At 75.2% G+C, this 25281-nt stretch carries 23 protein-coding genes; 17 read left to right on the plus strand and 6 right to left on the minus strand.

The features are described 5' to 3' along the window. Positions 1-19: 19 nt before the first annotated feature. Positions 20-646, minus strand: a complete 627-nt coding sequence (locus ABT369_RS09265) for a helix-turn-helix transcriptional regulator (RefSeq protein ID WP_350611216.1) — start codon at positions 644-646, stop codon at positions 20-22. A gap of 186 nt (positions 647-832) precedes the next feature. Here ABT369_RS09265 and ABT369_RS09270 point away from each other — a divergent pair, with 186 nt between their 5' ends. Both ABT369_RS09270 and ABT369_RS09275 read left to right on the plus strand, forming a co-directional pair. Continuing rightward, positions 833-1510 (plus strand): response regulator transcription factor, encoded by a 678-nt coding sequence (locus ABT369_RS09270; protein ID WP_350611217.1) that lies wholly within the window; start codon positions 833-835, stop codon positions 1508-1510. Continuing rightward, the gene (locus tag ABT369_RS09275; protein ID WP_350611218.1) at positions 1507-2757 is read left to right on the plus strand and encodes a sensor histidine kinase; all 1251 of its coding nucleotides are present in this window, start codon (positions 1507-1509) and stop codon (positions 2755-2757) included. Before ABT369_RS09270 ends, ABT369_RS09275 begins: the two co-directional genes overlap by 4 nt. On the opposite strand, the gene ABT369_RS09280 is transcribed toward ABT369_RS09275, so the two are convergent. Together ABT369_RS09280 and ABT369_RS09285 are read right to left on the minus strand one after the other, a co-directional pair. Next, entirely contained in the window at positions 2744-3187 is a 444-nt protein-coding gene (locus tag ABT369_RS09280) for a hypothetical protein (protein ID WP_350611219.1), read from the minus strand. The two genes, ABT369_RS09275 and ABT369_RS09280, sit on opposite strands and share 14 nt — an antisense overlap. 13 nt (positions 3188-3200) lie before the next feature. Further along, a complete protein-coding gene (locus ABT369_RS09285; RefSeq protein WP_350611220.1) occupies positions 3201-4655 on the minus strand; it encodes a serine/threonine protein kinase in 1455 nt (484 codons plus the stop codon). 98 nt (positions 4656-4753) lie between these two features. On the opposite strand from ABT369_RS09285, the gene eccD reads away from it, so the two are divergent. Both eccD and eccB read left to right on the plus strand, forming a co-directional pair. Continuing rightward, complete coding sequence (gene eccD, locus ABT369_RS09290; protein WP_350611221.1) at positions 4754-6127, plus strand: type VII secretion integral membrane protein EccD; 1374 nt, start codon at positions 4754-4756, stop codon at positions 6125-6127. A 4-nt stretch (positions 6128-6131) separates the two neighbouring features. Further along, positions 6132-7559: a type VII secretion protein EccB gene (eccB, locus tag ABT369_RS09295; RefSeq protein ID WP_350611222.1), complete on the plus strand. Its 1428-nt coding sequence runs from the start codon at positions 6132-6134 to the stop codon at positions 7557-7559. A gap of 208 nt (positions 7560-7767) precedes the next feature. On the opposite strand, the gene ABT369_RS09300 is transcribed toward eccB, so the two are convergent. Together ABT369_RS09300 and ABT369_RS09305 are read right to left on the minus strand one after the other, a co-directional pair. Further along, positions 7768-8217, minus strand: a complete 450-nt coding sequence (locus ABT369_RS09300) for a tetratricopeptide repeat protein (RefSeq protein WP_350611223.1) — start codon at positions 8215-8217, stop codon at positions 7768-7770. After that, entirely contained in the window at positions 8204-9574 is a 1371-nt protein-coding gene (locus ABT369_RS09305) for a hypothetical protein (RefSeq protein ID WP_350611224.1), read from the minus strand. Before ABT369_RS09305 ends, ABT369_RS09300 begins: the two co-directional genes overlap by 14 nt. Positions 9575-9707: 133 nt before the next feature. Between ABT369_RS09305 and ABT369_RS09310 the strand changes: the two genes are divergently transcribed. From ABT369_RS09310 to ABT369_RS09320, 3 genes are read left to right on the plus strand one after another with little or no spacing between them, the layout of a single operon-like run. Continuing rightward, on the plus strand, positions 9708-11333 hold the full coding sequence (locus tag ABT369_RS09310) for an FAD-dependent oxidoreductase (protein WP_350611225.1): 1626 nt from the start codon (positions 9708-9710) through the stop codon (positions 11331-11333). Then, on the plus strand, positions 11330-12151 hold the full coding sequence (locus tag ABT369_RS09315; RefSeq protein ID WP_350611226.1) for an alpha/beta fold hydrolase: 822 nt from the start codon (positions 11330-11332) through the stop codon (positions 12149-12151). The genes ABT369_RS09310 and ABT369_RS09315 overlap by 4 nt, the downstream gene beginning before the upstream one ends. Positions 12152-12156: 5 nt before the next feature. Then, complete coding sequence (locus ABT369_RS09320) at positions 12157-12942, plus strand: SDR family NAD(P)-dependent oxidoreductase (protein ID WP_350611227.1); 786 nt, start codon at positions 12157-12159, stop codon at positions 12940-12942. Positions 12943-12972: 30 nt separating this feature from the next. Here ABT369_RS09320 and ABT369_RS09325 read toward each other — a convergent pair whose 3' ends face one another. Continuing rightward, the gene (locus tag ABT369_RS09325; protein ID WP_350611228.1) at positions 12973-13662 is read right to left on the minus strand and encodes an IclR family transcriptional regulator; all 690 of its coding nucleotides are present in this window, start codon (positions 13660-13662) and stop codon (positions 12973-12975) included. 135 nt (positions 13663-13797) lie between these two features. Between ABT369_RS09325 and ABT369_RS09330 the strand changes: the two genes are divergently transcribed. From ABT369_RS09330 to ABT369_RS09375, 10 genes are all read left to right on the plus strand, one after another. Continuing rightward, entirely contained in the window at positions 13798-14736 is a 939-nt protein-coding gene (locus ABT369_RS09330) for a 3-carboxyethylcatechol 2,3-dioxygenase (protein WP_350611229.1), read from the plus strand. A 124-nt stretch (positions 14737-14860) separates the two neighbouring features. Beyond that, positions 14861-16504, plus strand: a complete 1644-nt coding sequence (locus ABT369_RS09335; RefSeq protein WP_350611347.1) for a bifunctional 3-(3-hydroxy-phenyl)propionate/3-hydroxycinnamic acid hydroxylase — start codon at positions 14861-14863, stop codon at positions 16502-16504. Next, positions 16494-18209 (plus strand): FAD-binding protein, encoded by a 1716-nt coding sequence (locus tag ABT369_RS09340; RefSeq protein WP_350611230.1) that lies wholly within the window; start codon positions 16494-16496, stop codon positions 18207-18209. The genes ABT369_RS09335 and ABT369_RS09340 overlap by 11 nt, the downstream gene beginning before the upstream one ends. Next, positions 18206-19036: a coniferyl-alcohol dehydrogenase gene (locus ABT369_RS09345; protein ID WP_350611231.1), complete on the plus strand. Its 831-nt coding sequence runs from the start codon at positions 18206-18208 to the stop codon at positions 19034-19036. The genes ABT369_RS09340 and ABT369_RS09345 overlap by 4 nt, the downstream gene beginning before the upstream one ends. Further along, positions 19033-19896 carry a branched-chain amino acid ABC transporter permease gene (locus ABT369_RS09350; protein ID WP_350611232.1) on the plus strand — a complete coding sequence of 288 codons (864 nt, stop codon included), beginning with the start codon at positions 19033-19035 and terminating at the stop codon, positions 19894-19896. Before ABT369_RS09345 ends, ABT369_RS09350 begins: the two co-directional genes overlap by 4 nt. Then, entirely contained in the window at positions 19893-21698 is a 1806-nt protein-coding gene (locus ABT369_RS09355) for a branched-chain amino acid ABC transporter ATP-binding protein/permease (protein WP_350611233.1), read from the plus strand. The genes ABT369_RS09350 and ABT369_RS09355 overlap by 4 nt, the downstream gene beginning before the upstream one ends. After that, positions 21695-22414, plus strand: coding sequence for an ABC transporter ATP-binding protein (locus tag ABT369_RS09360; RefSeq protein WP_350611234.1), 720 nt, complete (start codon positions 21695-21697; stop codon positions 22412-22414). Before ABT369_RS09355 ends, ABT369_RS09360 begins: the two co-directional genes overlap by 4 nt. Before the next feature lie 29 nt (positions 22415-22443). Then, the gene (locus ABT369_RS09365) at positions 22444-23652 is read left to right on the plus strand and encodes an ABC transporter substrate-binding protein (protein ID WP_350611235.1); all 1209 of its coding nucleotides are present in this window, start codon (positions 22444-22446) and stop codon (positions 23650-23652) included. Position 23653: 1 nt separating this feature from the next. Then, entirely contained in the window at positions 23654-24511 is an 858-nt protein-coding gene (locus tag ABT369_RS09370; protein WP_350611236.1) for an alpha/beta fold hydrolase, read from the plus strand. Further along, positions 24508-25281 (plus strand): 2-keto-4-pentenoate hydratase, encoded by a 774-nt coding sequence (locus ABT369_RS09375; protein WP_350611237.1) that lies wholly within the window; start codon positions 24508-24510, stop codon positions 25279-25281. The genes ABT369_RS09370 and ABT369_RS09375 overlap by 4 nt, the downstream gene beginning before the upstream one ends.

Genomic DNA, 25281 nt, shown 5'->3' on the forward strand with positions numbered 1-25281 from the left:
TGCACGGTACGCCCCAAGGTCACCTCGCCGGGTCGAGCAGCCAGCCCCGATCCGCCGCCTTGACCCCGGCCTGGAATCGGCTGCGCGCGCCGAGCCGGTTCATGATGTCGGCCACCATCCGCCGCACGGTGCGGACCGAGACGCCCAGCCGGGCCGCCGCCGACTCGTCGGTGCTGCCCGCGCACAGCAGCCCGAGCAGGGCCTGCTCCCGGTGGGTCGGCGCCCCGCCGCCGGCCTCGTCGGGCAGGTCCAGCGGGGTGAGCGGCACGGCCGCCGGCCAGATCCGCTCGAACAGCTCGGCGACGGCGGTGACCACGGTCGGCAGCCGGAACACGGTGACGTGGGCGAGGCGGTCCGCCGGCAGCAGCGCGGCCCGGTCGTCGATCACGACGGCGTCCACCGGAACCTCGGCCACGGTGCGCACCTCCGCCCCGGCCAGGGCCAGGGTGCTGACCCGGCGGGACAGCCGGGCCGAGTCCGGCAGCAGCGCCCGGTAGCGCACCCCGCGGCGCAGGCCGTCGCGGTCGATCCGGCTCAGCGCGCCGATCGGGCCGCCGGGCGCGCCGGAGTTCATGATCAGCACGTCGCCGGCGGCCGAGGCGAGCAGGGCCTCGAGGCCGCCGGGCGCCATCTCCGGGTTGGTCATGACAGCGGTCCTCCGTCCGCGGCGGCCCGGGCCGGCACGAGGTCGGCCGGTTCCTGCCAGTTCGCGTTGATCGGGTGGTCTAAGCTCACCGACGCGTTAGCGTGCAGGGGCACGGCCGGCGTACCGCGCGCACTGCCCAGAACGTTTCGCACGCGTCCACCATCTGCCGCGGTACATGAGGATTCGATGACACGGGTGATGATCGTCGAGGACGACGAGAACCTGCGGGTGGCGGTGGCCGCGAAGCTGCGCGCCGAGGGCCTGCAGGTCGACGTCGCCCGCGACATCGCGACCGCGGACCGGGCCCTGCGCGACCGGCACTACGACTGCCTGATCTTCGACCGGATGCTGCCCGACGGCGACGCGATCGGCTACGTCCACGCCCGGCGGCAGCAGGGCTGGGGCGTGCCGGTGCTGTTCCTCACCGCGCGCGACGCGCTGGCCGACCGGGTGGCCGGCTTCGAGCACGGCGGCGACGACTACCTCGTCAAGCCGTTCGCGGTGGCCGAGCTCTCGGCGCGGGTGGCCAACCTCTGCCGCCGCTCCGCCACCGGCCGGCCGCCGGTGCTGCGCCACGCGGACCTGACGATGGACTGCGCGCGGCGGGAGGTGCGCCGGGCCGGGGTGCTGCTGACCCTGTCCAGCCGGGAGTTCGCGGTGCTGGAGCACCTGCTGGCCCGGGCCGAGCAGGCGGTGGACCGGGCCGAGCTGATGGAGCACTGCTGGGACTCGCGGATCGACCCGCTGGCCGGGCCGAAGTCCAACCTGGTCGACGTGGTGGTCAAGCGGCTGCGGCGCAAGCTGCGCGAGCCGGAGCTCATTCACACCGTGCGCGGGCGCGGCTACCGGCTGGGATCCGCGTGAGCGGGTCGTCGGCGGACCGGCTGCGCCGCCTGCGCTGGGTGCTGACCGCGGTGTTCACCGCCACGAACACGGTCGGGCTGCTGGCCTTCGCCTGGTGGATGCTGCGGGACGACGCGGCGGCGAGCGTCGCACGGACCGACGCCGACCTCTACCGGGTCACCTCGGCGGTGAGCCGCCTGGTCGTGCTCGACGAGACCATCGACTTCAGCCTCGTCAACGTCGACGTGCTCGACGACGCCTGCCCGCAGTTCGCGATCATGCCGGGCGGCGCCGCCGTGTTCCAGGCGCACCTGTCGGCGCGCTCGTGCGTGCCGATGGACAGCGCGGTGCTCAGCGGGCTGGCCGCCGTCGCCGTCCGCGGCGGCACCGTGGTCACCGGCTACCAGCGCGCCACCGACGGCGGGCTGGTCCGCGTGCGGGTCGAGCCGCTGCTCAACCGGGCCCGGGCGCCCGTCGGGGCGGTGGTCGCCGTCGCCGACATGCGCCCGGAGCAGCGGCGGCACGATCGGCTGATGCTCAGCGTGATCGCCGGCTGCGTCGTGCTCGTCGGCGGGCTCGGCGTGGCCGCGCACGTGCTGTCCGGGCGGGCGATCCGGCCCGCGGCGGCGGCGCTGCAGCAGCAGGAGCTCCTGCTCGCCGAGACCGCACACGACCTGCGGACCCCGGTCGCCGCGCTGCGGGCGCTGGCCGAGACCGCACTGGAGAACCCGGAGCAGCGCGCCGACCTGCTGCCGCGCACGGTCCGCTTGGCCGTGCGGATGGGCGGGATCATCGACGGGCTGCTGGCCCGGGCCCGGCTCGCGGCCGGCGTGGAGCACCTGGCCATCCAGCCGGTGTGGCTCGACCAGATGGTGGCCGGCGTGGTCGAGGACACCCCGACCGGCGCCGCGCAGGTCACCGTGACCGCCGCGCCGACCAAGGTCAACGCCGACCCCGACCTGCTGCAGCGGGCCATCGCCAACCTGCTGGACAACGCGGTGCGCTACGGCCACCAGCCGGGCGCGGAGGCGATCGTGCACATCACCGTGGCCGGCGGCAAGGTCACGGTGGCCGACCACGGGCCCGGCATCGACACCGCGCTCGCCGAGGAGGCGTTCGACCGGTTCTCCAGCACCGGCGGGTCGTCCGGGCTCGGGCTGTCGATCGTGCGCTGGGTGGCCCAGGCCCACGGCGGCAGCCTGGCGGTCTACAACGCCGACGAGGGCGGCGCCATCTTCGAGCTGACCTTGCCGGTCAGCGGACGGTGACCTGCTGCCACGGCGGCAGGTCGACCCAGTCGCCGTCCAGCTCGTAAGTCAGCCAGTACGTGTAGGTGCCGGTCGCGTCGAACCGGCGCTGCAGCACGATGTCACGCGGCGCGGTGCCGAGCCTGACGTCCTGCTGCTCGGGGAAGTCACGCAGCGCGCCTGCCTCGTCGCGGACCCGCACGGTCAGCCGGCTCAGGGTGACCACCCGGTCGGCGCTGATGCTCGCGCGCGCCGTGACCGTGCCGCCCGCGACGGGGCTCGCGGGCTCGAGGGTGAGCCGCCCGGCGATGGTGACGCGACCCGGCGGCGGGCCGAGCGCGATCAGCTCCGGCCCGCTCAGCCAGGCGTACGCCACGACGCCCGCCGCGAGCACCACCGCGGCGGCCGCGGCGTACATCCAGCGTGGACGCCCGCGCGTCGTCAGCCGCACGGCCCCTCCGGTCTCAGAGCTTGCACGTCGCACCGCGGATGGGCTGCGGCTCGGTGGTGTAGATGTGCCGGCCGTCGGTGGCGCGGACCTGGAAGCAGTACCGGCGGGCGGGGTCGACCGGGACTCGCATGGTGCGCTGGCGGTTGGCGACGAGCACCATCGTGTCGATCCGCTCGCCCGCCACGACGACGGCGAAGTCCAGGTCGCCGTCGGCCTGCCAGGTCAGCTCGACGTGGTCGCCCTGGTCGACCGGCGGGGCGAGCCGCAGGTTCACCGCCGGGGCGTCGGCGGAGGACGGGGCGGCCGGCGCCGAGCGCTCCACCACCGCCGGGGGGCCCGCGGGCGGCCTCGGGCCGTGCTGCGCCAGGACGATCGGCACCGCCGTGAGGCCCAGGGCGGCCGCGCCCAGGCCGGCGAGCAGGACCGGCCACCGCCGCCGCCGAGACGCCGGCGGCCGGCTCGCCTCGGTGCTGTAAACCTGCGTGCGCCCGGCCGGTGCGGCTTCCAATGGCACCGCCTCCAAAGGTGCGGATTCCAACGGCGCGGCTTCCAACGGCGCGGATTGCAACGGCGCGGATTCCAACGGCGCGGCTTCCAACGGCGCGACGGGGCCGGCGGCCGCGGCGAAGTCGTCGAAGTCGAAGTCGTCGGGGTCGTCCAACGACAGGCGCGAGAACAGTGCCACCAGCTCCGCCGCGCCGGCCGGCCGTTCGTCCGGGTGCTTGGCCAGCAGTCGCAGGATCACGCCGACCAGCTCGGCCGGCCCGTCCGGGGCCGACACCGGCTCCTGCAGCACCCGCAGCACCCGCTCGCCCGGCGGCTGGCCGGTGCGGCGCGCGAACGGCGGCGTGCCGGTCAGCGCGGCGTACAGGACGGCCCCGAGCCCGTACAGGTCGGTGGCCACGGTCCGGGTGCCATCGCGCAGCGTCTCCGGGGCGGTGTACTCCAGCGCATGCGCCACGTCGCGGGGGAACCGCTCGCGCAGGGCCACGCCGAAGTCGGCCACGACCAGCTCGCCGGGGCGGCGGTAGAGCAGGTTGTCCGGCGTCACGCCGCCGTGCACCACGCCGGCGTCGTGGGCCGCGGCCAGCGCGGTCGCCACGGTCAGGCCCAGTCGCACCACCTCGGATGGCGGCAGCGCCCCGCCGCCGGCCAGCGACCCCGCGCAGCGCTCCATCCACACGCCGGAGCGGCCGTCGGGGTGCTCGAGCACGCCGTCGACGGGCAGGATCGAGGGGACCGGCCCAGCGGTCCGCAACGCCTGGCGCTCGCGGTCGAGCCGGGCCGCAGTGTCGCGGTCGAACCGCTCGGCGTACAGCTTGACCACGACCTCGGCGCCGGTGTCGGCCCGCCGCCCCGGGTAGACCGTGGCGACGGCGCCGGTGGCGAGCGCATCCGGGTCGATGACGACGCCGCTCACCGCGCTGCTCACAAGCTCAGGCTCCCGCTCCACGGCTGGTGTCGGCACGTGCTCGACGGTACGTACGCCGAGCGGCCCGCATCGCCGCGCGGCAGCAACCTGCCGGGGCCCACCGCCGCCGGCGGCCGCGGTGGAGGCTGGCCGGCATGCAGGCTATCAGTCTGGTCCGGGTCACTGTCGCGACTCCGCACCGGCGTATCGACATGGCCCTGCCGGAGCACGCCGCGGTCGCCGAGATCCTGCCGGGGCTGCTGGCCCGGGCCGGCGAGGGGCTCGCCGACGACGGCGTCACCGGCGGCGGCTGGCTGCTGCGCCGGGCCGACGGGACGGCGTTCGAGCCCGACCGGACGCTTGGAGCGCACCGGGTCCTCGACGGCGAGGTCCTGCATCTGGCGCACCGGCGGGTCGAGTGGCCCGAGCTGGAGTACGACGACCTGGTCGACGCGATCGCGACCGGCTCGCGGCGCGCCGGCGGCGCGTGGGGCCCGCGGCACACCCGCCGGGCCGGGCTGGCCGCCGGGGCCGCGGCGCTGCTGCTCGGCCTGGTCGCGGTGCTGCGGGCCGGGCCGCCGTGGACGGCCCCCGCGCTGTGGGCCCTGGGCGCGGCGGTGCTGCTGCTGCTCGCCGCGGTCGTGCTGACCCGCGCGGTGGGCGACGCCGGCGTGGGGGTCGTGCTGGCCGCGGTCGCGCTGCCGTTCGCGGCCGCCGGCGGCGGGCTGCTCCTCGCGGGCGAGGACGCGCTCTCCGCGGGGCAGGTGCTGCTCGCCGGCGCGCTGCTGCTGCTGACGGCGGCGGTGGCGCAGCTCGGGGTGACCGCCGCCCCGGCGCTGTGGGCGGCCGCGGCCGCGACCGGCCTCGTCGGAGTGGCCGGCGGGTGGCTGGCCGCGGCCGGCCCGTTCCGGCCGCACGAGGCGGCGGCCGTCGTCGCCGGCGCGCTGCTGATCCTGTCCACCGCGTTCGGGCCGCTGGCGTTGCGGCTCGGCCGGGTACCGATGCCGGTTCTGCCGCGTTCCACCGCGGACCTGGTCCGTGACGATCCGCAGCCGCCCCTGCCGCTGGTGCACGCCGCCGTGGCGCGGGCCGACGCCTGGCTCACCGGGATGCTGTGCGGATCGGGCCTGGCCGTGGCGTGCTGCACGGTGGTGCTGCTGCACCGGCCCGGCCGCGCCGCCGTGGTCCTGGTCGCCGTGCTCGCCGCCGGGCTGCTGCTGCGGGCGCGGCTGTACCCCATCCTGCGCCAGCGGGTGCCGCTGCTGCTGGCCGGCGGGTTCGCGGCCGCCGGCCTGGTGCTCGGCCCGCTGATGGCCGACCGGACCGCGCTGCCGGCATCCGCGGTGCCGCCGCTGTTCCTGGTGGCCGTCGTCGCGATCCTGGCCGGCGTCGGGTACAGCACCCGCGCCCCCAACGCGTACCTGGGCCGCATCGCCGAGTACGCCGAGATGCTGATGATGGTGGCCACGGCGCCGGTGGTGTGCTGGGTCCTGGGCCTGTTCGCCTACGTCCGCGGGCTCGGGGGCTGAGGCGGTGGCGTCCAACCGGGATCAGCTGCAGGCCTACCAGTTCCTCGTCCAGCGGGCCACCTCGGCGCTGGTGACCGGCGAGACCGACCCGGAGCAGCCGCCGTTTCGCCGCTCGGCCGTCGCCTCGCTCGCCGGCATCGCGCTGGCCATCGTGGCGCTGGCCGGCTTCGGGGTGTACGGGATGCTCGTGCCCGGCGGCAACGGCGCGTGGCGGCAGGACAACGCGGTGGTCGTGGAGAAGGAGACCGGCACCCGCTACGTGTTCCTCGACGGCCGGCTGCACCCGGTGACCAACTACGCCTCGGCGCTGCTGCTGCTCGGTACCCACGGCAGCACCGTGCTCGTGTCCCGCGACTCCATCGTCGGCGTCCCGCGCGGACCGCGGATCGGCATCCCGGACGCACCCGACGCGCTGCCCGGCCCCAACCGGCTGCTGTCCGGGGCGTGGTCGCTGTGCTCGGCGCCGGCCAGCGACGGGGCCGGGGCCCGGATCGAGGAGTCCGTGCTGCTGGTCGGCACCGCCCCGGGCGCCGGGCTCGACCTGGCCGACCAGGCGCTGCTGGTGGAGCTGGTGCCGACCGGCGAGCGCTACATGGTGTGGCGCGGGCGGCGGCACCGGATCGAGGACGACAAGACGGTCGGCGCCGGGCTGGCGCTGGCCACCGAGTCCTGGGCCCGGGTCGGGCGGTCCTGGCTGGACGTGCTGCCTGAGGGCGAGCCGATCGGGCCGATCGAGATGGCCAGGGCGGGGGCGCCGTCCAGCGCGGTGGCCGGGCGCGGTGACATCCGGGCCGGGGCGCTGCTGATGGTGCAGGCCTCCGGCGGGCGCCAGTACTACCTGGCCGAGGCCGACGCGCTGCGGCCGATCACGGAGCTGCAGTACGACATCCAGCGGGCCTACCCGCCGACCCTGGCCGCCTACTCCGGCGGCGATCCGGGCGCGGTCCCGCTGGCGCCGTCGCTGGCCGCGGCGGCCCGGCAGCTGACCCCGGCGGACGCCGCGGGCGGCGCGGCGCCCGCCACGCGCCCGGCGATGGTCCGGCTGCGCGGCGACGACACCACGGCCTGCGCCACGTTCGCGCCGGGCGAGGCCACGCCCCGGCTGAGCGTCGAGGCCACCCTTCCGCCCGCCGATCCGCTGAGCACGACCGCGCGGCACAGCGCCGGCGGGCTGCCGCTGGCCGACCGGGTGTACGTGCCGGCCGGTCGGGCCGCCGTGATCGAGGCGATGCCCTCGGCGCTGGCCCCGGCCGGCACCCTGACCGTGATCACCGACATGGGCCGGCGCTACCCGGTGGCCACGCCCGAGGTGCTGGGGATGCTCGGCTACTCCGGCATCAGCCCGGTGCGGCTGCCGGCCGGGCTGGTCGCGCGGCTGCCGGAGGGGCCCGGGCTCGACCCGGTGGCCGCGCGCCAGTTCCACGACGGATGAACCAGCGCCGCGGCCGCGGTGGCGACCGACGAGCCGCCGGCCCGCATCGCCGAGCGCTGCGGGCTCGGCGGCGAGGCCAACCTGCGCCACCACTTCGCCCGGGCCGGCTGTCCAGGGTGTCGGCGAGGGCCGGGTCGGCGCCGGCGCCGGCGCGGTAGTGGCGGACCGCCTCGGCCGTGGCCTCGAAGGCCTCCGCGGGCCGGCTCAGTCAGGCCAGCACCAGGCCGGGAGGCGCCAGCACGCCGGCCGCCTCCTCGTGGCGGCCCGCCTCGCCGAGCGCGATGCCCAGGTCGGTCAGCGCGGACGCGAGCGGCCGGCCGCCGGCCTCGCGGTGCAGGCCGACCGCCTCGCGCATGTGGTCGAGGGCCTGCTCGTGCCGGCCGAGCTCGGCGAGCTGGTTGCCCAGGCCGATCAGCGCCGCGGCCAGGTCTTGCCGGTGCGCGCCGGGATCGGTGCGGTACAGCGCGACGGCCTCCTCGAGGACGAGCCGGGCCTCCTTGCGGTGGCCGTGCACGCCCAGGACGAGCCCGTAGCGCTGCAGGGCGCCGGCCAGGTCCGGCCGGCGGCGCGGGTCGGCGGCGACCCGGCGGCGGTGGGCGTCGATCTCTTCCCGCATGGCCGCCGGCAGCTCGTCGGTGACCTGCTCAGTGCCGCTCATGGAACCGCCGCGCGAAGTCCGCCGCGAACACCGACGGGGCGATCGAGGAGGACGACTGCTCCAGCACGCCGTCGTCGGCGACGTAGAAGATGGCCCGGCCGATCGCCAGCTCACCCGGCCGGGTCGGCACGTAGAGCATCCAGCCGGCATCGATGCGGTCGGCCCGCAGCTCCTGCAGCGGATAGTTGCGGGTGTCCAGGCCGCGGTCGCGGACGTAGCGGCGGACCTGGGCCATAGCGTCCTCGGCCGGCATCGGCTCCGGGACGGTCGCGGTCACGCCCGCCATCGTCAGCTGGTGCAGGGCGCCGTCGAGGTCGAAGGCGCCGCTGTCGCCGAACGCCGCGACGAGCGTCGAGCGCGTGGCGACGCCGATCTCGGCCGCCGTCACCAGCGCCGGCACGTCGCCGGGGCCGTCGACGAGGTCCGCGATCACCTCGCTCACCGTGGTCGAGGTCCAGACCCCGGGCACGGCGGTGAAGAGCTCGCCGGCCGGCGGGGACTCGCCGCGGTACCACGAACCGCCCTCCCACCAGAAGCAGAACGACAGCAGCCCGCTGTGCACCCGCTGGTTCAGCAGCGGCTCGGCCACCCACTCGGGCGCGCCGGCGAACAGGGCCGGCAGCGGGGCGCCGCCGAGGTAGGCCGCCCGCAGCGCCGGCGCGTCCCAGACGCCGCCGGAGAGCACGGCGCGGTCGCCCGGCAGCCGGTACAGCGTGGCCCCGCCGCGCCGGGAGCCCTCGAACCGGCCCACCGCCGGCTGCACCCGCGGCCCCAGCGGTGAGCCGGCCGCCACGAACCCGGCCGCCATCACCGCCCAGCGGGCCCACATCTCCGGAAGGGCCGGCAGTTCGCCGCCGGCGGGCACGGCGGCGACGCCGGCGCGGCGGTCCACGCGCGCCTGGGCGACCGCCTGCCCCGGCGAGCGAACCTGCCGGCCGTCGTGCGCGATGTGGGCGGCCAGCCACAGCGGCAGCCGTTCCCGGGGGTAGGCCCGCAGATCGGCGCGGTAGGCCTCCGGCGGTGCCAGCTGGTCGGCGGGGAACGGGTGCTCGCCGTGGTCGTACACCACCTCGGCGGAGCCGGCGCTGCCGACGCTTTCCAAGGTGATCAGCATCCGCCACCACGGGCCGGGGCCGGGCCCGGCGGACGCGCCGCGTTCGGAGCGGGCCAGGGTCAGGATCACGTCGGTCGGTTCCCGGCGCACCGTGGTGCCCTGCGCGTCGGTGAACTCCAGACGGACCGTCTCGGCCGTAGTGGTCAGGGCGAACACCGCGTCGAGGCGGCGCCAGCCGGGCGGCCCGAGGGCGGCCAGCTCGCGTCGCAGCAACTCCTGCCGGGCGGCGGCGGTTGAGGGCACGCCATTTGTATAACGCACGTTCGCGAACTCCTCCCGCTGCGGTCCGGAACCGGCTAGCGGGTTGACAACCCGCCCTCCGGGCGCCAGGGTGTGTATATATCGCGCATGAGTCAACGATAATTACACTCCGGAGGTGGCAGTGGCCGACGCCTACGACGTCGTCGTCCTGGGTACCGGCGCGGGCGGCCTGGCCGCCGCCGTCACGGCCGCGGCGCTCGGCGCGTCCGTCGGCGTCTTCGAGAAGGCCGGCACCGTCGGCGGCACCACCGCCGTGTCCGGCGGCGTCGCCTGGATCCCGGCCCACGACCGCCCGGACGCCCCGGTCCCGCTGCCGGTCGACGACGCGCTGACGTACCTCGGGGCCCTGTCCAACGGCACGATCGACGAGCGCCTGGCCGAGGTGTTCGTGCGCTCGGCCCCGCTCGCGGTGCGGTTCCTGGAGGCGCATACGCCGCTGCGGCTGGCGGTCACCGAGGGCTTCCCGGACTACAAGCCGGAACTTCCCGGCGGCAAGGCGGCCGGCGGCCGGTCGCTGAGCCCCGCCCCGTTCGACTTCGCCGCGCTCGGCGACTGGGCCGGCCGGGTGACCGCGTTCCCCGACGACTACAGCAACGTCGGCTTCGACGCCGAGACCCGGGCCCGGATCTGGGCCGGCCGCGAGCTGGGCCCCGGCGCCGACGTCCGGGTGGCCGGGCAGGCGCTCGTCGGCAGCCTCCTGCGCGGCCTGCTCGACCTCGGCGTGGAGCCGCAGACGTCGGCGCGGGCCGTCGAGCTCGTGTGCGCGGGCGGCGCCGTCACCGGCGTCCGGCTGCAGATCGAGGACGGGGTGCGGGAGGTGCGGGCCCGCCGCGGCGTCGTCCTCGCCACCGGCGGCTTCGAGTGGGACCCGGAGCTGGTGCGGGCGTTCCTGCGCGGGCCGATGCACGGGCCCACCTCGCCGCCGAACAACACCGGCGACGGGCTGCGGATGGCGATGCGGGCCGGCGCGGCGCTGGGCAACATGGCCGAGGCGTGGTGGGTGCCGATCGTGCAGATCCCCGGCGACACGCTCGGCGGCCAGCAGCGCAACCGCAGCGTCCGGCTGGAGCGGACCCGCCCGCGCTCCATCATGGTGAACCGCGCCGGGCGCCGCTTCGCCAACGAGGCCGGCGACTACCACAGCCTCGGCGGCGCGTTCCACCAGTTCGACCCGGCCCGCTTCGAGTACCCGAACCTGCCGGCCTGGATCGTCTTCGACGCCGAGCACCTGCGGCGGTACGGCTTCCTCGGCGTCGCCGCGGGCGACCCGGTCCCGGCGTGGTTCCACGAGTCCGCGAGCCTCGCCGAGCTCGCCGAGCGGCTCGGCGCCGACGGTGCCGCCCTCGGCCGGACCGTCGAGGCCTGGAACGAGCACGCCGGACGCCTGGAGGACCCCGACTTCGGCCGCGGGCGCAGCAGCTACGACGGGCACTGGGGCGACAGCACCGCCCCGACCCTGGCCGCGCGGACCCTCGGCCCGCTCGACACGCCGCCGTACTACGCCGTGCGGGTCGGCATCGGCGCCATGGGCACCAAGGGCGGGCCCCGCACCGACGACAACGGCCAGGTCCTCGACCTCGACGGCCACCCGATCGGCGGGCTCTACGCGGCCGGCAACGCCATGGCCGGCACGACCGGCATGGCCTACGGCGGGGCCGGCGGCACCATCGGCCCGGCCCTGACCTGGGGCCACCGCGCCGCCCACCGCGCCGCCACCGGCTCGAAGGCGCCGGCGGCATGACGGTGCATCGGCGCGAGCTGGTGGTCGACGGCCTGGCCACCTCGTTCCTGGAGGCCGGCACCGGCGAGGCGGTGGTCCTGCTGCACGGCGGCGAGTTCGGCGCCGACGCGGAGCTCGCCTGGGAGCACACCATCGCCGCGCTGGCCACCCGCTACCGGGTCGTCGCGCCCGACCAGCTCGGCTACGGCCGCACCGCCAAGGTGATCGACTTCGTCGACGGCCGGCGCCTGCGCATCCGCCACGTCGCCCGGCTCTGCGCGGCGCTGGGCATCGAGTCGGCGGCCTTCGTCGGCAACTCGATGGGCGCGGTGAACCTGCTCGTCGACGCGGCCTCGGCGGCACCGCTGCTGCCGGCCCGCCGCCTGGTCGCGATCTGCGGCGGCGGCGAGATCCTGCGCAACGAGCACGTCGACGCCCTCTACGATTACGACGCGACCCGCCCGGCCATGCGCCGGCTCGTCGCGGCGCTGTTCCACGACCCGGCCTACGCCGAGGACGCCGGCTACGTCGAGCGCCGGTTCGCCTCCAGCACCGCGCCCGGGGCGTGGGAGGCGATCGCGGCGGCACGCTTCCGCCGCCCCGGCGCCCCGCCCGGCGGCGGATCGGGCGAGCCCGACTACGCCCGGATCCGCCCGCCGGTGCTCTTCATCGAGGGCGGCGCCGACAAGCTCAAGCCGCCCGGCTGGGCCGCGCGGCTCGCCGCGCGGGTGCCCGAGGGGCGCGGCGTCGTCGTGGACGGCGCCGGGCACTGCCCGCAGATCGAGCGGCCGGACGCCGTCAACGACCTGCTGCTCGAGTTCCTGGCGGCCGGAGGATGAGCGGGGTGGACTATCCGGGGTTGCTGCGCCTCGACGGACGGGTGCACGTGGTCGTCGGGGTCGGGCCGGGCATCGGCCGGGAGACGGCCCTCGCGCTGGCCGCGGCCGGCGCCCGGGTCGTCTGCGTCGACGTCGACGGCGAGCAGGCCGCCGCGGTCGCCGCCGAGACCGGTGGGGTCGCCGCGGTCTGCGACGTCACCGAGCCGGACGGGTTCGCCGGGGCCCTCGCCGCCGCCGAGCGCGACCTGGGCCGGGTCGACGGGGTCACCGACGTGGTCGGGCTGGTGCGGTGGTCGCCGCTGGCGGACACCGCCGACGAGGACTGGGTGTGGCAGGGCGAGGTGGTCGCCGGGCAGTCGGTGCGGGTGCTGCGGGCGGCGGTACCGTTGCTGCGCAGGGCCGGTGGGGGAGCCCTGACGTTCATCGCCTCGGTGTCCGCGCTGACCAGCGCGCCCGGGCACGGCCTCTACGGCATGGCCAAGGCCGCCCTGCTGTCGATGGTGCGCACCGCGGCGATCGAGCTCGGTCCGGCGGGCATCCGGGTCAACGCCGTCTCGCCGGGGGTCACGCTCAACCCGCGGCTGGCCGCCGACCCGCGCTTCGCCGCGGCTCTCCGCGCCAACGGCGAACGCACGCCGCTGCGGCGCGTGGCCCGGCCGAGCGACATCGCCGCCGCCGTGCTGTTCCTCGCCTCGCCGCTGGCGGGGCACGTGACCGGCCAGAACCTCGTCGTCGACGGCGGCCTGGCCCTCACCTGGCCGCTCGCCCAGCCGGAGCACGCGGTCGGCTGAGCGGCCGCCGGAATCAAGCCGGGCCGGGCGTCAGTCGCGCAGCGCCTCGCCGACCTGGCGGGCGGCGTTGAGGATGAACTCTTCGGCCGCCGTGGCCTGGTCCTCGCGGTAGGTGATCAGGTTGAGGCAGGCCCGCGGATGGGAGTTGGGGATCGGCGCCGCCACCGCGTACGCACCCACCTCGATCTCGCCGGAGCTTGTCGCGTAGCCGCGCTCGCGGGCCCGGGTCACCTCGTCGGGCTCCTCGGCCACCTGCGGCCCGGCGGCCAGCAGCGCGTAGCCGGCCGCGCCCCGGTTGATCGGGGTGCGCATGCCGGCCTTGAAGGCGATGTGGTGGGTGGCCGTCGTCGGCTCGACGAGCTCGATCGACACCGCCTCCGCGCCCTCGGCGATGAACAGCGAGACGGTGCAGCCGATCTCGTTGGCGACCTCGCGCATGGCCGGGATCGCGAGCTGGCGCAGCGCGGGCAGGTAGGCGTCGGCGAGGGTGGCCAGGCGGGAGCCGCCGCGGTACCGCCCGTCGGCGCTCTGGGTCAGCAGGCCGAACTCGACGAGCGTCTGCAGCAGGCGGTAGGCGATCGAGCGGTGCACGCCGAGCTCGACGGCCAGCTGCTGGCTCGTCAGCCCGTCGGGCGAGTCGACGACGACCAGCAGCGCCCGCAGCCCCCGGGCCAGTGTCTGGCTGCCCACCTGCGGCCGAGCCGATGCCTGTTCCGCCATACCGCTGTATCCCCTCGTTCGGCGCAGTCCCTATTAACGCACGGGCCTCGTTGACCGGCGCATCGCGGCTGCGTACGCTGCGCCCACATAGCGAGCAGCGCCGTGTAAATAACGGTATCAGATCGGGAGTATGCCATGACAGTGGCACTGTGTACGACATCGCATTCCCCGCTGATCGGCCTGCACGACCCGCCGCCGGCCGTGCGGGCCGAGGTGGACGCGGTCCTCGCCCGGGCCCGGGCCTTCGTCGCCGAGTTCGACCCGCAACTCGTGGTCGTGTTCGCGCCGGATCACTACAACGGCTTCCTGTACGACATGATGCCGTCGTTCTGCGTCGGGGCCGCCGCGACGTCGGTCGGCGACTACGGCCTGCCGGCCGGGCCGCTGGACGTCGACCGCGCCGCCGCCTACGCCCTGGCCGGGGCGGCGCTGGCCGCCGGGGTCGACGTCGCCGTCTCCGAGGACATGCAGGTCGACCACGGCCTCGTGCAGCCGATGACGTTCCTGTTCGGCGCGATCGACGCGGTGCCGGTCGTGCCGGTCTTCATCAACTGCGTCGCCGAGCCCCTCGGGCCGGCGGTGCGGGCCCGGCGGCTCGGCGCGGCGGTGGGGGCGGCGGCCGGCCGGCTGGACCGCCGTGTGCTCGTGGTCGGCTCGGGCGGGCTCTCGCACGACCCGCCGGTGCCGCGGCTGGCCGAGGCGCCCCCGGAGGTCGTCGAGCGGCTCAAGCACGGCCGTAACCCCACCCGGGAGCAGCGGGCCCAGCGCGAGGGCCGCACGGTCGCCGCGGCCGCCGACTTCGCGCGCGGCGAGGGGCCGTACCGCCCGCTGAACCCCGAGTGGGACGCCCTGGTGCTGCGCTCGCTCGCGGCCGGTGACTTCGCCGCGATCGACGGGCACGACAACGACTGGTTCGTGGCGGAGGGAGGTCACTCGGCGCACGAGGTGCGCACGTGGATCGCCGCCTACGCCGCGCTGGCCGCGCAGGGCCCCTACGACGTGCAGTCCAGCTACTACCGCGCGATCCCGGAGTGGTTCGCCGGGTTCGCCACCACGACCGCCCGGCCTCGATAGACGGCGGCCGTTACGGGCCCGGCGCGCCGCGGCGGCCGGGCCCTCCGGCTTGTTGACGCGGTTCGCACGGCTCGTTAGTGTGCGACTATCGCAACCGCCTGTGCGATAAATACACGAGGTGAAGATGCACGAGACCCCCACCGCCGCCCCCCGCGACCACTTCGACGTCGTCGTCGTCGGCGCCGGGCCCGTCGGGCTGACCCTCGCCAACATCCTTGGCGCGCGCGGCATCGGCGTGCTCGTCGTGGACGAGCGGGCCGCGCTGATCGACTACCCGCGGGGCGTCGGCATCGACGACGAGTCGCTGCGCACGTTCCAGTCGATCGGGCTGATCGCCCAGGTCCAGCGGCACACGATCCCGAACCAGATCCTGCGCTTCGTCAACGGCAAGGGCCGGGTGCTCGCCGAGATCGCCCCGAGCGGCACCGACTTCGGCTGGCCCAAGCGCAGCGGGTTCGTCCAGCCGCTCGTCGACGCCGAGCTCCTCGGCGGGCTCGGCCGGCACCCGTCGGTCGAGCTGGCCTGGCAGACCCGGATGGAGACCTACGAGACCGGCGCCGACGCGGTCACGGTCCGGCTGCGCGAGGGCGACGGCTCGGCGCGGGAGGTGCGGGCGCGGTACCTCGTCGGCTGCGACGGCGGCCGCAGCGCCACCCGCCAGCTGCTCGGCACCACGTTCGAGGGCACCACCTCGGCCACCCGGTGGGTCGTCGTCGACATCGAGCACGACCCGCTGGGCTCACCCAACAGCTACGTGGGCGCCGACCCGGCCCGGCCGTTCGCGTCGATCTCCATCGCGCACGGCATCCGCCGCTTCGAGTTCATGGTGATGGCCGACGAGTCCGACGAGGAGGTCGAGCGGCCCGAGTTCCTGCACCGGCTGCTCGCCCCGTTCGTCCCGCGGCCCGCCGAGGCGCACATCATCCGGCACCGGGTGTACACCCACCACTCCCGCATCGCCGGAACGTTCGTGCAGGGCCGCGTGCTCATCGCCGGCGACGCCGCGCACCTCATGCCGGTGTGGCAGGGGCAGGGGTACAACAGCGGCATCCGCGACGCGGCCAACCTCGGCTGGAAGCTCGCCGCGGTCGTCTCCGGCGCCTGCCGCGAGGACCTCCTCGGCACCTACGACGCGGAGCGCCGCGGCCATGCCAAGGCGATGATCGACCTTTCCACGACGGTCGGGCGCATCATCTCGATCCGCAGCCGCCCGCTGGCCTGGCTGCGCGACCGGATCGCCGGCGCCGCGTCCCTGCTGCCCTCGCTGAAGCGCTACATCGTGGAGATGCGGTTCAAACCCATGCCGCGGTACGAGCGCGGCGCCATCGTGCCGATCGGCGGCGACCGCTCACCGGTCGGCCGCCTCTTCATCCAGCCGCAGGTGCAGACGGAAGACGGCCCCGCGCTGCTCGACGACGCGATCGGCACCTGGTTCGCGGTGCTGTGCTGGAACAACGACCCCACCGCGATCCTCGACGACGACGCGCTGGGCATCTGGCGCGGGCTCGGCGCCCGCCTCGTCGCGATCGTGCCGGCGGCGCAGCTGGGCCGGACCGCGTTCCCGCCGGAGGTCCTCGTCGTCGGCGACCTCGGCCGACTCAAGTCGTGGTTCGACGGCCACCCCGAGTCGGTCGTGTTCCTGCGGCCCGACCGCTGCGTCGCCGCCGCGTCGATCGCGCAGCAGGCCTCCGACGTGTCGCGGCGGCTCGCGTCCGCCCTGGCCCTCAACGACCAGCCCCGCGTGGAGGTGGCCGACCGTGCCGCATGACCAACCGGACTTCCAGCACACCGTCGACGTCCTCGTCGTCGGCTCCGGCGCCGGCGGCCTCACCGCCGCCCTCACCGCCCACGCCCGCGGGCTCTCCACGCTCGTGGTGGAGAAGGCCGGCCACTTCGGCGGCTCCAGCGCCCTGTCGGGCGGTGGCCTGTGGGTGCCCGGCGCGCCGGCCCAGCAGCGGGCCGGGGTCGACCTGGACCCGGACGCGGTGCTGACCTACCTGCGCACGATCACCGGGGGAGCGGTGGCCGAGGCCCGGCTGCGGGCCTACCTCGAGCACGCCGCGCCGATGCTGGCCTTCCTCGAGGGCGCCAGCCGGCACCTGCGCTTCGTCTGGAAGCCCGGCTACCCCGACTACTACCCGGAGGCGCCCGGCGGCTCCGCCGAGGGCAGCGTCATCAACATCCCGCCGATCGACCTGCGCACCCTCGGCGAGGACGCGGCGCTGCTGCTGCCGCCGCACGCGGTCGCCCCGAGCGGGTTCTGGATCGGCCCGAACGAGCTCGTCGACTTCTACCGGCTGCGCCAGAGCTGGACCGGCAAGCGGGTCTTCCTGCGGCTGCTGTGGCGCATGGCGCGGGCCCGGCTGCTCGGCGAGCGGTACGTGACCATGGGCCAGGCCCTCATGGCCCGGCTCATGCTCGCCTTCCGCGAGCGCGAGCTGCAGCTGTGGCTGGACTCGCCGATGACCGCGCTCGTCACCGGCGACGAGGGCCAGGTCGTGGGGGCCGAGGTGCGCCGCGGCGACGCCGTCACCCGGGTGCGGGCCCGGCGCGGGGTCATCCTCGCCTCCGGCGGCTTCGACCACGATCCGGGGCTGCGCCGCACCCACCAGCCGTTCGCCGACCACCGGCTGAGCCTCGGCGCCACCGCCAACACCGGCGACGGCATCACCGCCGCCGCGGCCGCCGGGGCCGGCACCGAGCTGATGGACAACGCCTGGTGGTACCCGGCGGTCGCCTGGAGCGAGCACCGCGTGCAGTTCAGCCTCAACGAGCGGATGATGCCCGCCCAGTTCATCGTCAACGGCGCCGGCGAGCGGTTCATCAACGAGGCCGCGCCCTACGAGGACTTCGGCCACGCGATGATCGCCGGCGGCCACATCCCGTCGTGGCTCGTCACCGACGACTGGTGCTGGCGGCGGTACATCGTCTTCGGCCATCTGCCGCTGCCGCGCATCCCGTTCGCGCCGGTGCCGACCGGGCGCAAGCTGCCGGCGAGCTGGCTCGCGTCGGGCTCGGTCGTCACCGGGCGCACCCTCGACGAGCTCGCCGCCGGGATGGCCGTGCCCGCCGAAGGGCTGCGGCGCACCGCCGAGCGGTACAACACCCTGGCCGCGGCCGGCCGCGACGAGGACTTCCACCGCGGCGAGAGCGTCTACGACCGGTACTACGCCGACGTCACACTGCCGGTGCCCAACCTGCGCCCGCTCGGCCCCGGCCCGTACTACGCCTTCAAGCTGATCCTGTCCGACCTCGGCACCAACGGCGGCGTGCGCACCGACGAGCGGGCCCGGGCGCTGCGGCCGGACGGCAGCGCGATCTCCGGCCTCTACGCCACCGGCAACGCCTCGGCCACCATCATGGGCCGCAGCTACGCCGGCGCCGGGGCCACCCTCGGCCCGGCGATGACCTTCGCCTACATCGCGGCCAACGACTTGGCGAACGACCTGACGCACGCCGAGGCCGCGTCGTGACCGGCTACCGCGGCGAGCGGGTCGTCGTCACCGGCTGCGCGTCGGGCATCGGGGCCGCCCTCGCCCACCTTTTGCACGAGCGCGGCGCCGAGGTGATCGGCGTGGACATCCGCCCGGCCGAGGCCCCGCCGGCCCGGTTCGTCGCCGCGGACCTGAACGACTCGGCCTCGATCCGCGCCGCCGCCGAGGAGATCGGCGGCCCGGTCGACGCGCTGTTCAACGTCGCCGGCCTGTCCGGGGCGATCGACCCCGCCCGCGTCGTCGGCGTCAACTTCGTCGGCACGCGGGAGCTGACGGAGCTGCTGCTGCCCCGGATGACGGCCGGCGCCGCGATCGTCACCACCGCGTCGATCGCCGCCTCGCACTACCTGGAGCGCCGCGAGCTCGTCGCCGGGCTGCTGGCCACCCGGGACCGGGACGAGGCGACCCGCTGGTGCCGCGAGCACTCGGCGGACATCGGCACCGGGTACGCCGTGTCGAAGGACGCCATCGTCTGGTACACGCTGCATTCCGCCGTTGCCCTGGCCGGGCGGAGCATCCGCATCAACTGCGTCGCCCCCGGCCTGACCGCCACCCCCATCCTCGACGCGTCCCGCGCCGCGCGCGGCGAGGCGTTCCTGGACGCCATCCCGAAGCCGCTCGGCCGCCTCGCCGAGCCCGGGGAGCAGGCGGCCGTCCTCGCGTTCCTGGGCAGCACCGACGCGAGCTACGTCAGCGGCCAGGTGATCTGGGCCGACGGCGGCTACCTGGCCGGCGTCGCCACCGGCCGGCTGCCGCACCGCACGGGCAGCCTCGGCGCGCCCGCACCGACTGGAGAACCGTCATGACCGAGATTATCGCCGGGCTGACCACGGGCGCGATCTACGCGATGGTCGCGCTCGGGTACAACGTGACCTTCCTGGCCTCGGGCGTGCTCAACTTCGCGCACGCCAACCTCATGGTCGCCGGGATGTTCGTCGCCTACTGGGCGCACAGCATCGGGGGACTGCCCGTACCGGTGGTCTTCCTCATCGCCTTCGTGCTGGCCGGCGTCGTCGGCCTGGTCGAGGAGCGGTTCGCGATCCGGCCGCTGCGCAACACCAGCGGCAGCGCCGAGCTCGTCACGATGATCGGCGTCGCCACCGTCATCACCGGCGTCGTCGCGCTGCTGTTCGGCACCGACGCGCTGCGCGTGCCGTTCTTCGGGCCGGAGGGCACCGTCAAGGTGCTCGGCGGCCGGGCCCAGCCGATCGACCTCATCATCGTCGGCGTCGCCGTCGCGCTCGCCGCCGGCCTGCACTGGGTCACCCACCGCACCCGGGTCGGGCTGGCCGCGCTGGCCCAGACCGACGACCGCGAGGCGGCCCAGCTGCGCGGCATCAACGTCGCCGGCCTGTCGATGTGGGGCTTCGCGGTCGCCTCGGCGGCCGGCGGGCTGCTCGGGCCGCTGCTGGTGGCCAAGACCTTCGCGGCGACGTCGCTCGCGCTGGTGCTCGCGGTCAAGGGCTTCGTCGTGCTGGTACTCGGCGGGGTCGGCAGTCACCGCGGGGTGCTCGTCGCCGCCCTCGGCATCGGGCTGGTCGAGGCGTTCGGGGCCCGCTACATCGGCCCGCTGTACCGCGACATCGTCGTCTTCGTCGTGTTCGCGATCGTGCTGCTGGCCCTGCCGCAGGGGCTCTTCGGCGACCGGAAGGTGAGGGCGGTATGACGCGCGCAACGGCGGTCCGGCCCCTGGCCGGCGCGTGGATCGTCGCGGTCGGGGCGTTCGCCGCCCTGCCGTGGCTGGGCGCGAGCGGCGCCACGCTGCGCCTCGTCACGCTCGTGGCGATCCTCGCCCTGGTGGTGAGCGGGCTGAACCTGACCCTCGGCTACGCCGGCGAACTGGCCCTGGCCCAGGTGCCGATCTACGCGGCCGGCGCCTACGTGACCGGGTACCTGGCCACCGAGGTCCTCAACGACCTGCTCGTCGCGCTGGCCGCCGCGGTCGCGGTCGCGGTCCTCGTCGGCGTGGTCACCGGACTGCCGGGCCTGCGCCTCGGCGGCTGGACGCTGGCCATCACCTCGTTCTTCGTGGTGCTGCTCATCCCGTCGATCGTCACCGCGTTCGGCGACCGCCTCGGCGGCTACGAGGGCATGATCGGTATCCCGGCACCGGCGGTGTTCGGCGTCGAGCTCGACGGCCCGTCCTTCTACGTCGTCGTCATCGCCGTCACCGCGCTGTGGTTCCTCGTGTTCCGCAACATCGCGGTCTCCCGGCACGGCGCACGGCTGCTCGTGCTCAAGCAGAGTCCGATCCTCGCCGCCGCGGTCGGCACCTCGCCGCACGGCACGAAGCTGGCCGCGTACGCCATCGGGGCCGTGCCGGCCGGGATCGCCGGCTGCTTCGCCGCCTACGTCGACGCCTACCTGTCGCCGCTGACCTTCGGCCTGGAGCTGTCGATCATCATCCTGGCCGCCGGCATCCTGGGCGGGCCGACCAGCGTCTACGGCGCGCTCGTCGGCGCGGCCATCATGCAGGTCGGCCCGCTGCGCATCACCTTCTTCAACGACTACGCCCTGGTGGCCTACGGCGTGTTCCTGGTCGTCGGCGGGCTGCTGCTGCGCAACGGCCTGGCCGGGCTGGCCCAGCGGCTGTGGCGGCGGGTGCGTGGGGGCGCGCCACCGCCTGCTGCCGAGGCCGGCGAGGCGCTCGTGGACCTGCCGGCCGTCGAGGGGCAGCCGCTGGTGGTCTCCGGCGTGAGCCGGAGCTTCGGCGGCAACCTCGCCGTCGACGACGTCTCGTTCGAGGCGCACCCGGGCCGGATCACCGCGATCGTCGGGCCGAACGGCTCCGGCAAGACCACGACCATGAACCTGATCTCCGGGTACTACACCCCCGATGCCGGCACCGTCATGCTCGGCGAGCGGGTCATCTCCGGGCTGCCGGCGCACCGCGTCGCCCGGTGCGGCGTCGGGCGCACCTTCCAGACGCCGCTGATCCCGCAGGGGCTGACCGTGCAGGACACCATCGTCACCGGCCGGCTCGGCAGCCACCCCGTCTCGCTGCTGGCCACGGCGCTGCGGCTGCCCCGGCACTGGCGGGCGCTGGCCGAGGAGCGCCGCAGCAGCCAGGAGATCATGCGGGCCCTCGGCCTCGACCGGCACGCCGGCACGCCCGCAGCCGACCTGGCCCTGGGCACCCGCCGGATGCTCGAACTGGGCCGGGCGATCGCCGGCGGCAGCGCGCTCGTGCTGCTCGACGAGGTCGCGTCCGGGCTCGACGAGGACGACATCCGGGGGCTCGTGCGGGTGCTGCAGAAGATGCGCGCCGCCGGGATCACGGTGGTGCTCGTCGAGCACAACTTCTCCCTCGTCAAGGCCGTCGCCGACAGCGTCGTCGTGCTCGCCGAAGGGCGGGTGCTCGCCGTCGGTACCCCGGCCGAGGTCGCCGCCGACGCCACCGTCGTGCGCACCTACCTCGGCGAAGGCGGGGCCATCACCGGCACGCAGATCTCCGGGAGGACGGCGTGAGCACGCTCGAACTGCGCCAGGTCGCGTGCGGCTACGGCGATCTGCGGGTCGTCACCGACGCCACCCTGGAGGTCGACGCCGGCTCGGTCACCGCCCTGCTCGGGCGCAACGGCGCCGGCAAGACCACCACCCTGCGGGCCGTCGCCGGCCTCAACAAGATCACGTCGGGCGCCGCCACGCTCGACGGCACCGACCTGGCCGCCCTGCCGGCCTACCGCCGGGCCCGGGCCGGCATCGCCTACGTCCAGGAGGGCAAGCGGATCTTCCGCTCCCGCACCGTCGAGGAGAACCTGCTCCTGGGCACCTACGCCGGACGCAGCACGGCCCGCGGGCGCGAGCTCACAGCCCAGATGTACGAACGGTTCCCGCTGCTGGCCGAGCGGCGCAAGCTGCGCGCCGCCCAGCTCAGCGGCGGCCAGCAACAGATGCTCGCCATCGCGCAGGCGCTCGTCGCCGACCCGCGCGTCCTGCTGCTCGACGAACCCTCCGCGGGCCTCGCGCCCGCGATCGTCGGCCAGGTCCTCGACGTGATCCGCGACCTGCGGGCCCGCGGGCTGGCCATCCTGCTGGTCGAGCAGGCGGTGGAGTTCGCGCTCGCCGCCGCCGACCGGGTCGTGGTGCTCAACCTCGGCCGCACCGTCCACTCCGGCAACGCCACCGACACCGGCCTCCGCGAGGCGATCCGCCGGGCCTACATGGCCGAGGAGATCGCATGACACCCCCAACCGACGAAAGAGGCACTGCCATGCCGTTATCCCTCACCCGCCGCGGCTTCCTCGCCGCCGGCGCCGCCCTCACCCTGCTCGCCGCCGGCTGCGGCAAGGACAGCGACGCCGGCGCCGGCAGCAAGGACTTCACCGTCCTGTTCATCGGCGGCGTCACCGGCCCCGCCGCGACCACCGTCGCCGCCACCACCAAGGCGCTGGACGCCGCCGCCAAATCCATCAACGAGCACGGCGGCGTCAAGGGCCGCAACGTCGTGGTCAAGGTCAAGGACTCGCAGGGCGACGCGCGCAAGGCGGTCAGCCTGCTGCAGGAGGAGCTGTCCGGCAAGAACCTGCCCGACGTGGTGATCCCCAGCGGCACAAGTGCCGAAGCCCTGGCGATGGTACCGCTGCTGACCCGCAGCAAGATCGTGTCGATCGCGTTCGGGGCCAGCCCGCTGCTCAACGACCCGCAGAAGTACCCGTACCACTTCCAGAGCGTGCCCAGCAGCGCGGCCCAGCTGACCGGGCTGCGCAAGCACCTGGAGGCCAAGGGCGCCAAGCGGCTGGGGCTGCTGGTGTCGCAGGACGAATACGGCAAGGGCGTCGTCTCCGCCGTCAAGTCGCAGCTGGAGGGCAGCGGCATCGAGGTGCAGAACTTCGAGTTCGTCCCGACCGACATCGACCTGTCCGTCTCCTACCGCCGCATGCTCGACGCCAAGCCCGACGTGGTGTACCTCGACACGACCGGCGACGCCGCGACGCGGCTGCTGCAGGCCCGCGTGCAGACCGGCGCGGTGACGATCCCGACGATCGCCGGCAGCGGCATGTCGCTCACGGCCGGCGGCCCGTTCAAGTACGGCTCGCCGGAGGCCAACAAGAACCTGGAGATCCTCGTCTTCAAGGTCGAGGTCGCGGTGCCCGACGCCCAGCAGTCGCCGGTGTTCAAGGACTTCATCACCCGCTACTCCGGCGGCCAGCCGATCCAGAACAGCCTCTCCACGCCGTCGCTGGCCTGGGACGAGCTGCGCCTGATCGCGGCCGCCGCGGCCCAGGACGGCGCCCTCGCCGACCTGCCCGGCTCGCTCGTCAAGGCCGTCTACAACCTCAAGGTCGAGGACGGGTACTGGCTCACCGAGCGGCAGTTCACCTACTCCGCCGACAAGCACACGCCGACCCCGACGCCGGACGACTTCCCGTTCATCCCGTCCGCGGCCCAGGTCAACGGCCAGTACCAGGTGGGCTCCTGACGTGACGCTCTGGACCGAGCTCGCGCTGCGCGTCCCGGCCGGCTTCCGCATGCACACCGTGCCGGTCGGCCCCTGGTCGACCCGCGTGCTGGAGGCCGGCACAGGGCGGCCGCTCGTGCTGCTGCACGGAACCGGCGGGCACCTCGAGGCGTACGCCCGCAACGTGCCGGCGCTCGCCGAACACTTCCGGGTCGTCGCCTACGACCTGCCGGGGCACGGAGGGACCACGCTCGCCGCGCGGGATCTCGAGCTCGCCGACTACACCGCGCACCTGCTGGGCCTGCTCGACGCGCTCGGCATCGAGCGGGCCCACCTCAGCGGCGAGTCGCTCGGGGGCTGGGTCGCCGTGAAGTTCGCGGCGGCCCATCCCGGCCGGGTCGACCGGCTGGTGCTGAACACGCCTGGCGGTACCATGGCCACCCCCGAGGTCATGGCGCGCATCCGCACACTCAGCCAGGAGGCCGCCGACGACCCCACCGAGCAGCGCATCCGGGCCCGGCTCGCCTGGCTCATGGCCGATCCGGCATCGGTGACCGACGAGCTCGTCGCGATCCGCCAGGCCCTCTACGCGCAGCCCGGCTTCGCCGCGTCGATGCGGCACCTGCTCTGCCTGCAGGACCCGGAGGTGCGCCGGCGCAACCTCATCACGCCCGCCGAGCTCGCGGCCGTCACGGCGCCGACCGTCGTGGTGTGGACCAGCGACGACCCGTCGGGGCCCGCCGCGGCCGGCCTGGAGATGGCCGAGCGGCTGCCGCACGGCCGCTTCGCGCTCATCGACCGGGCCGGGCACTGGCCGCAGTGGGAGCAGCCGGACGCCTTCCACCGCATCCTCCTGGAGCACCTGGCGGTCGCCGCGTGAACCCGGTCGTCGCGGCGGCCGACCGGCTCGAGGCGGCGGCGCGCACCGGGGTGGCGTGCGCGCCGGTCGCCGACCTCATCGGTGGCACCGACATCGCTACCGCCTACGCCGTGCAGTCGATCCTCACCGCCCGGCGGCTGGCCGGCGGCGCGCGGATCGTCGGGCGGAAGATCGGCCTGACGTCCGCGGCCGTGCAGCGGCAGATCGGCGTCGACCGGCCCGACTTCGGGGTGCTCTTCGACGACATGCAATGCGGGCCGGCGGTACCGCTGGAGCGTCTTCTGCAGCCGAAGGCCGAGGCGGAGGTCGCCTTCGTGCTCGCCGACGACATCGCCGACGCGGACCCGGTGGCCGTGGCGGCGGCGGTGGGGTACGCCGTCGCCGCGATCGAGGTCGTGGACAGCCGGATCGCGCAGTGGCGCATCGGCATCACCGACACCGTGGCCGACAACGCCTCCAGCGGCGTGTTCGTGCTCGGCGACGTCCGGCTGCGGCTGGACGAGTTCACGCCGGCCGACGTGCCGATGCGGATGTACCACAACGGGGCCCTGGCCAGCGAGGGCGACGGCCGGGCCTGCCTCGGCGACCCGCTCAACGCCCTGGGCTGGCTGGCCCGCACCGCGCTCGAACTGCAAGCGCCGCTGCGCCGCGGCGACATCGTGCTCTCCGGCGCCCTCGGGCCCATGGTCGCCGTCGGCGACGGCGACCGGATCGAGGCCGAGATCGGCCCGCTCGGCCGCGTGGCCGCGACGTTCACGAAGAAAGGCTGA

It is taken from the genome of Dactylosporangium sp. NPDC000244 (genome assembly GCF_040300725.1).
Classification (GTDB): domain Bacteria; phylum Actinomycetota; class Actinomycetes; order Mycobacteriales; family Micromonosporaceae; genus Dactylosporangium.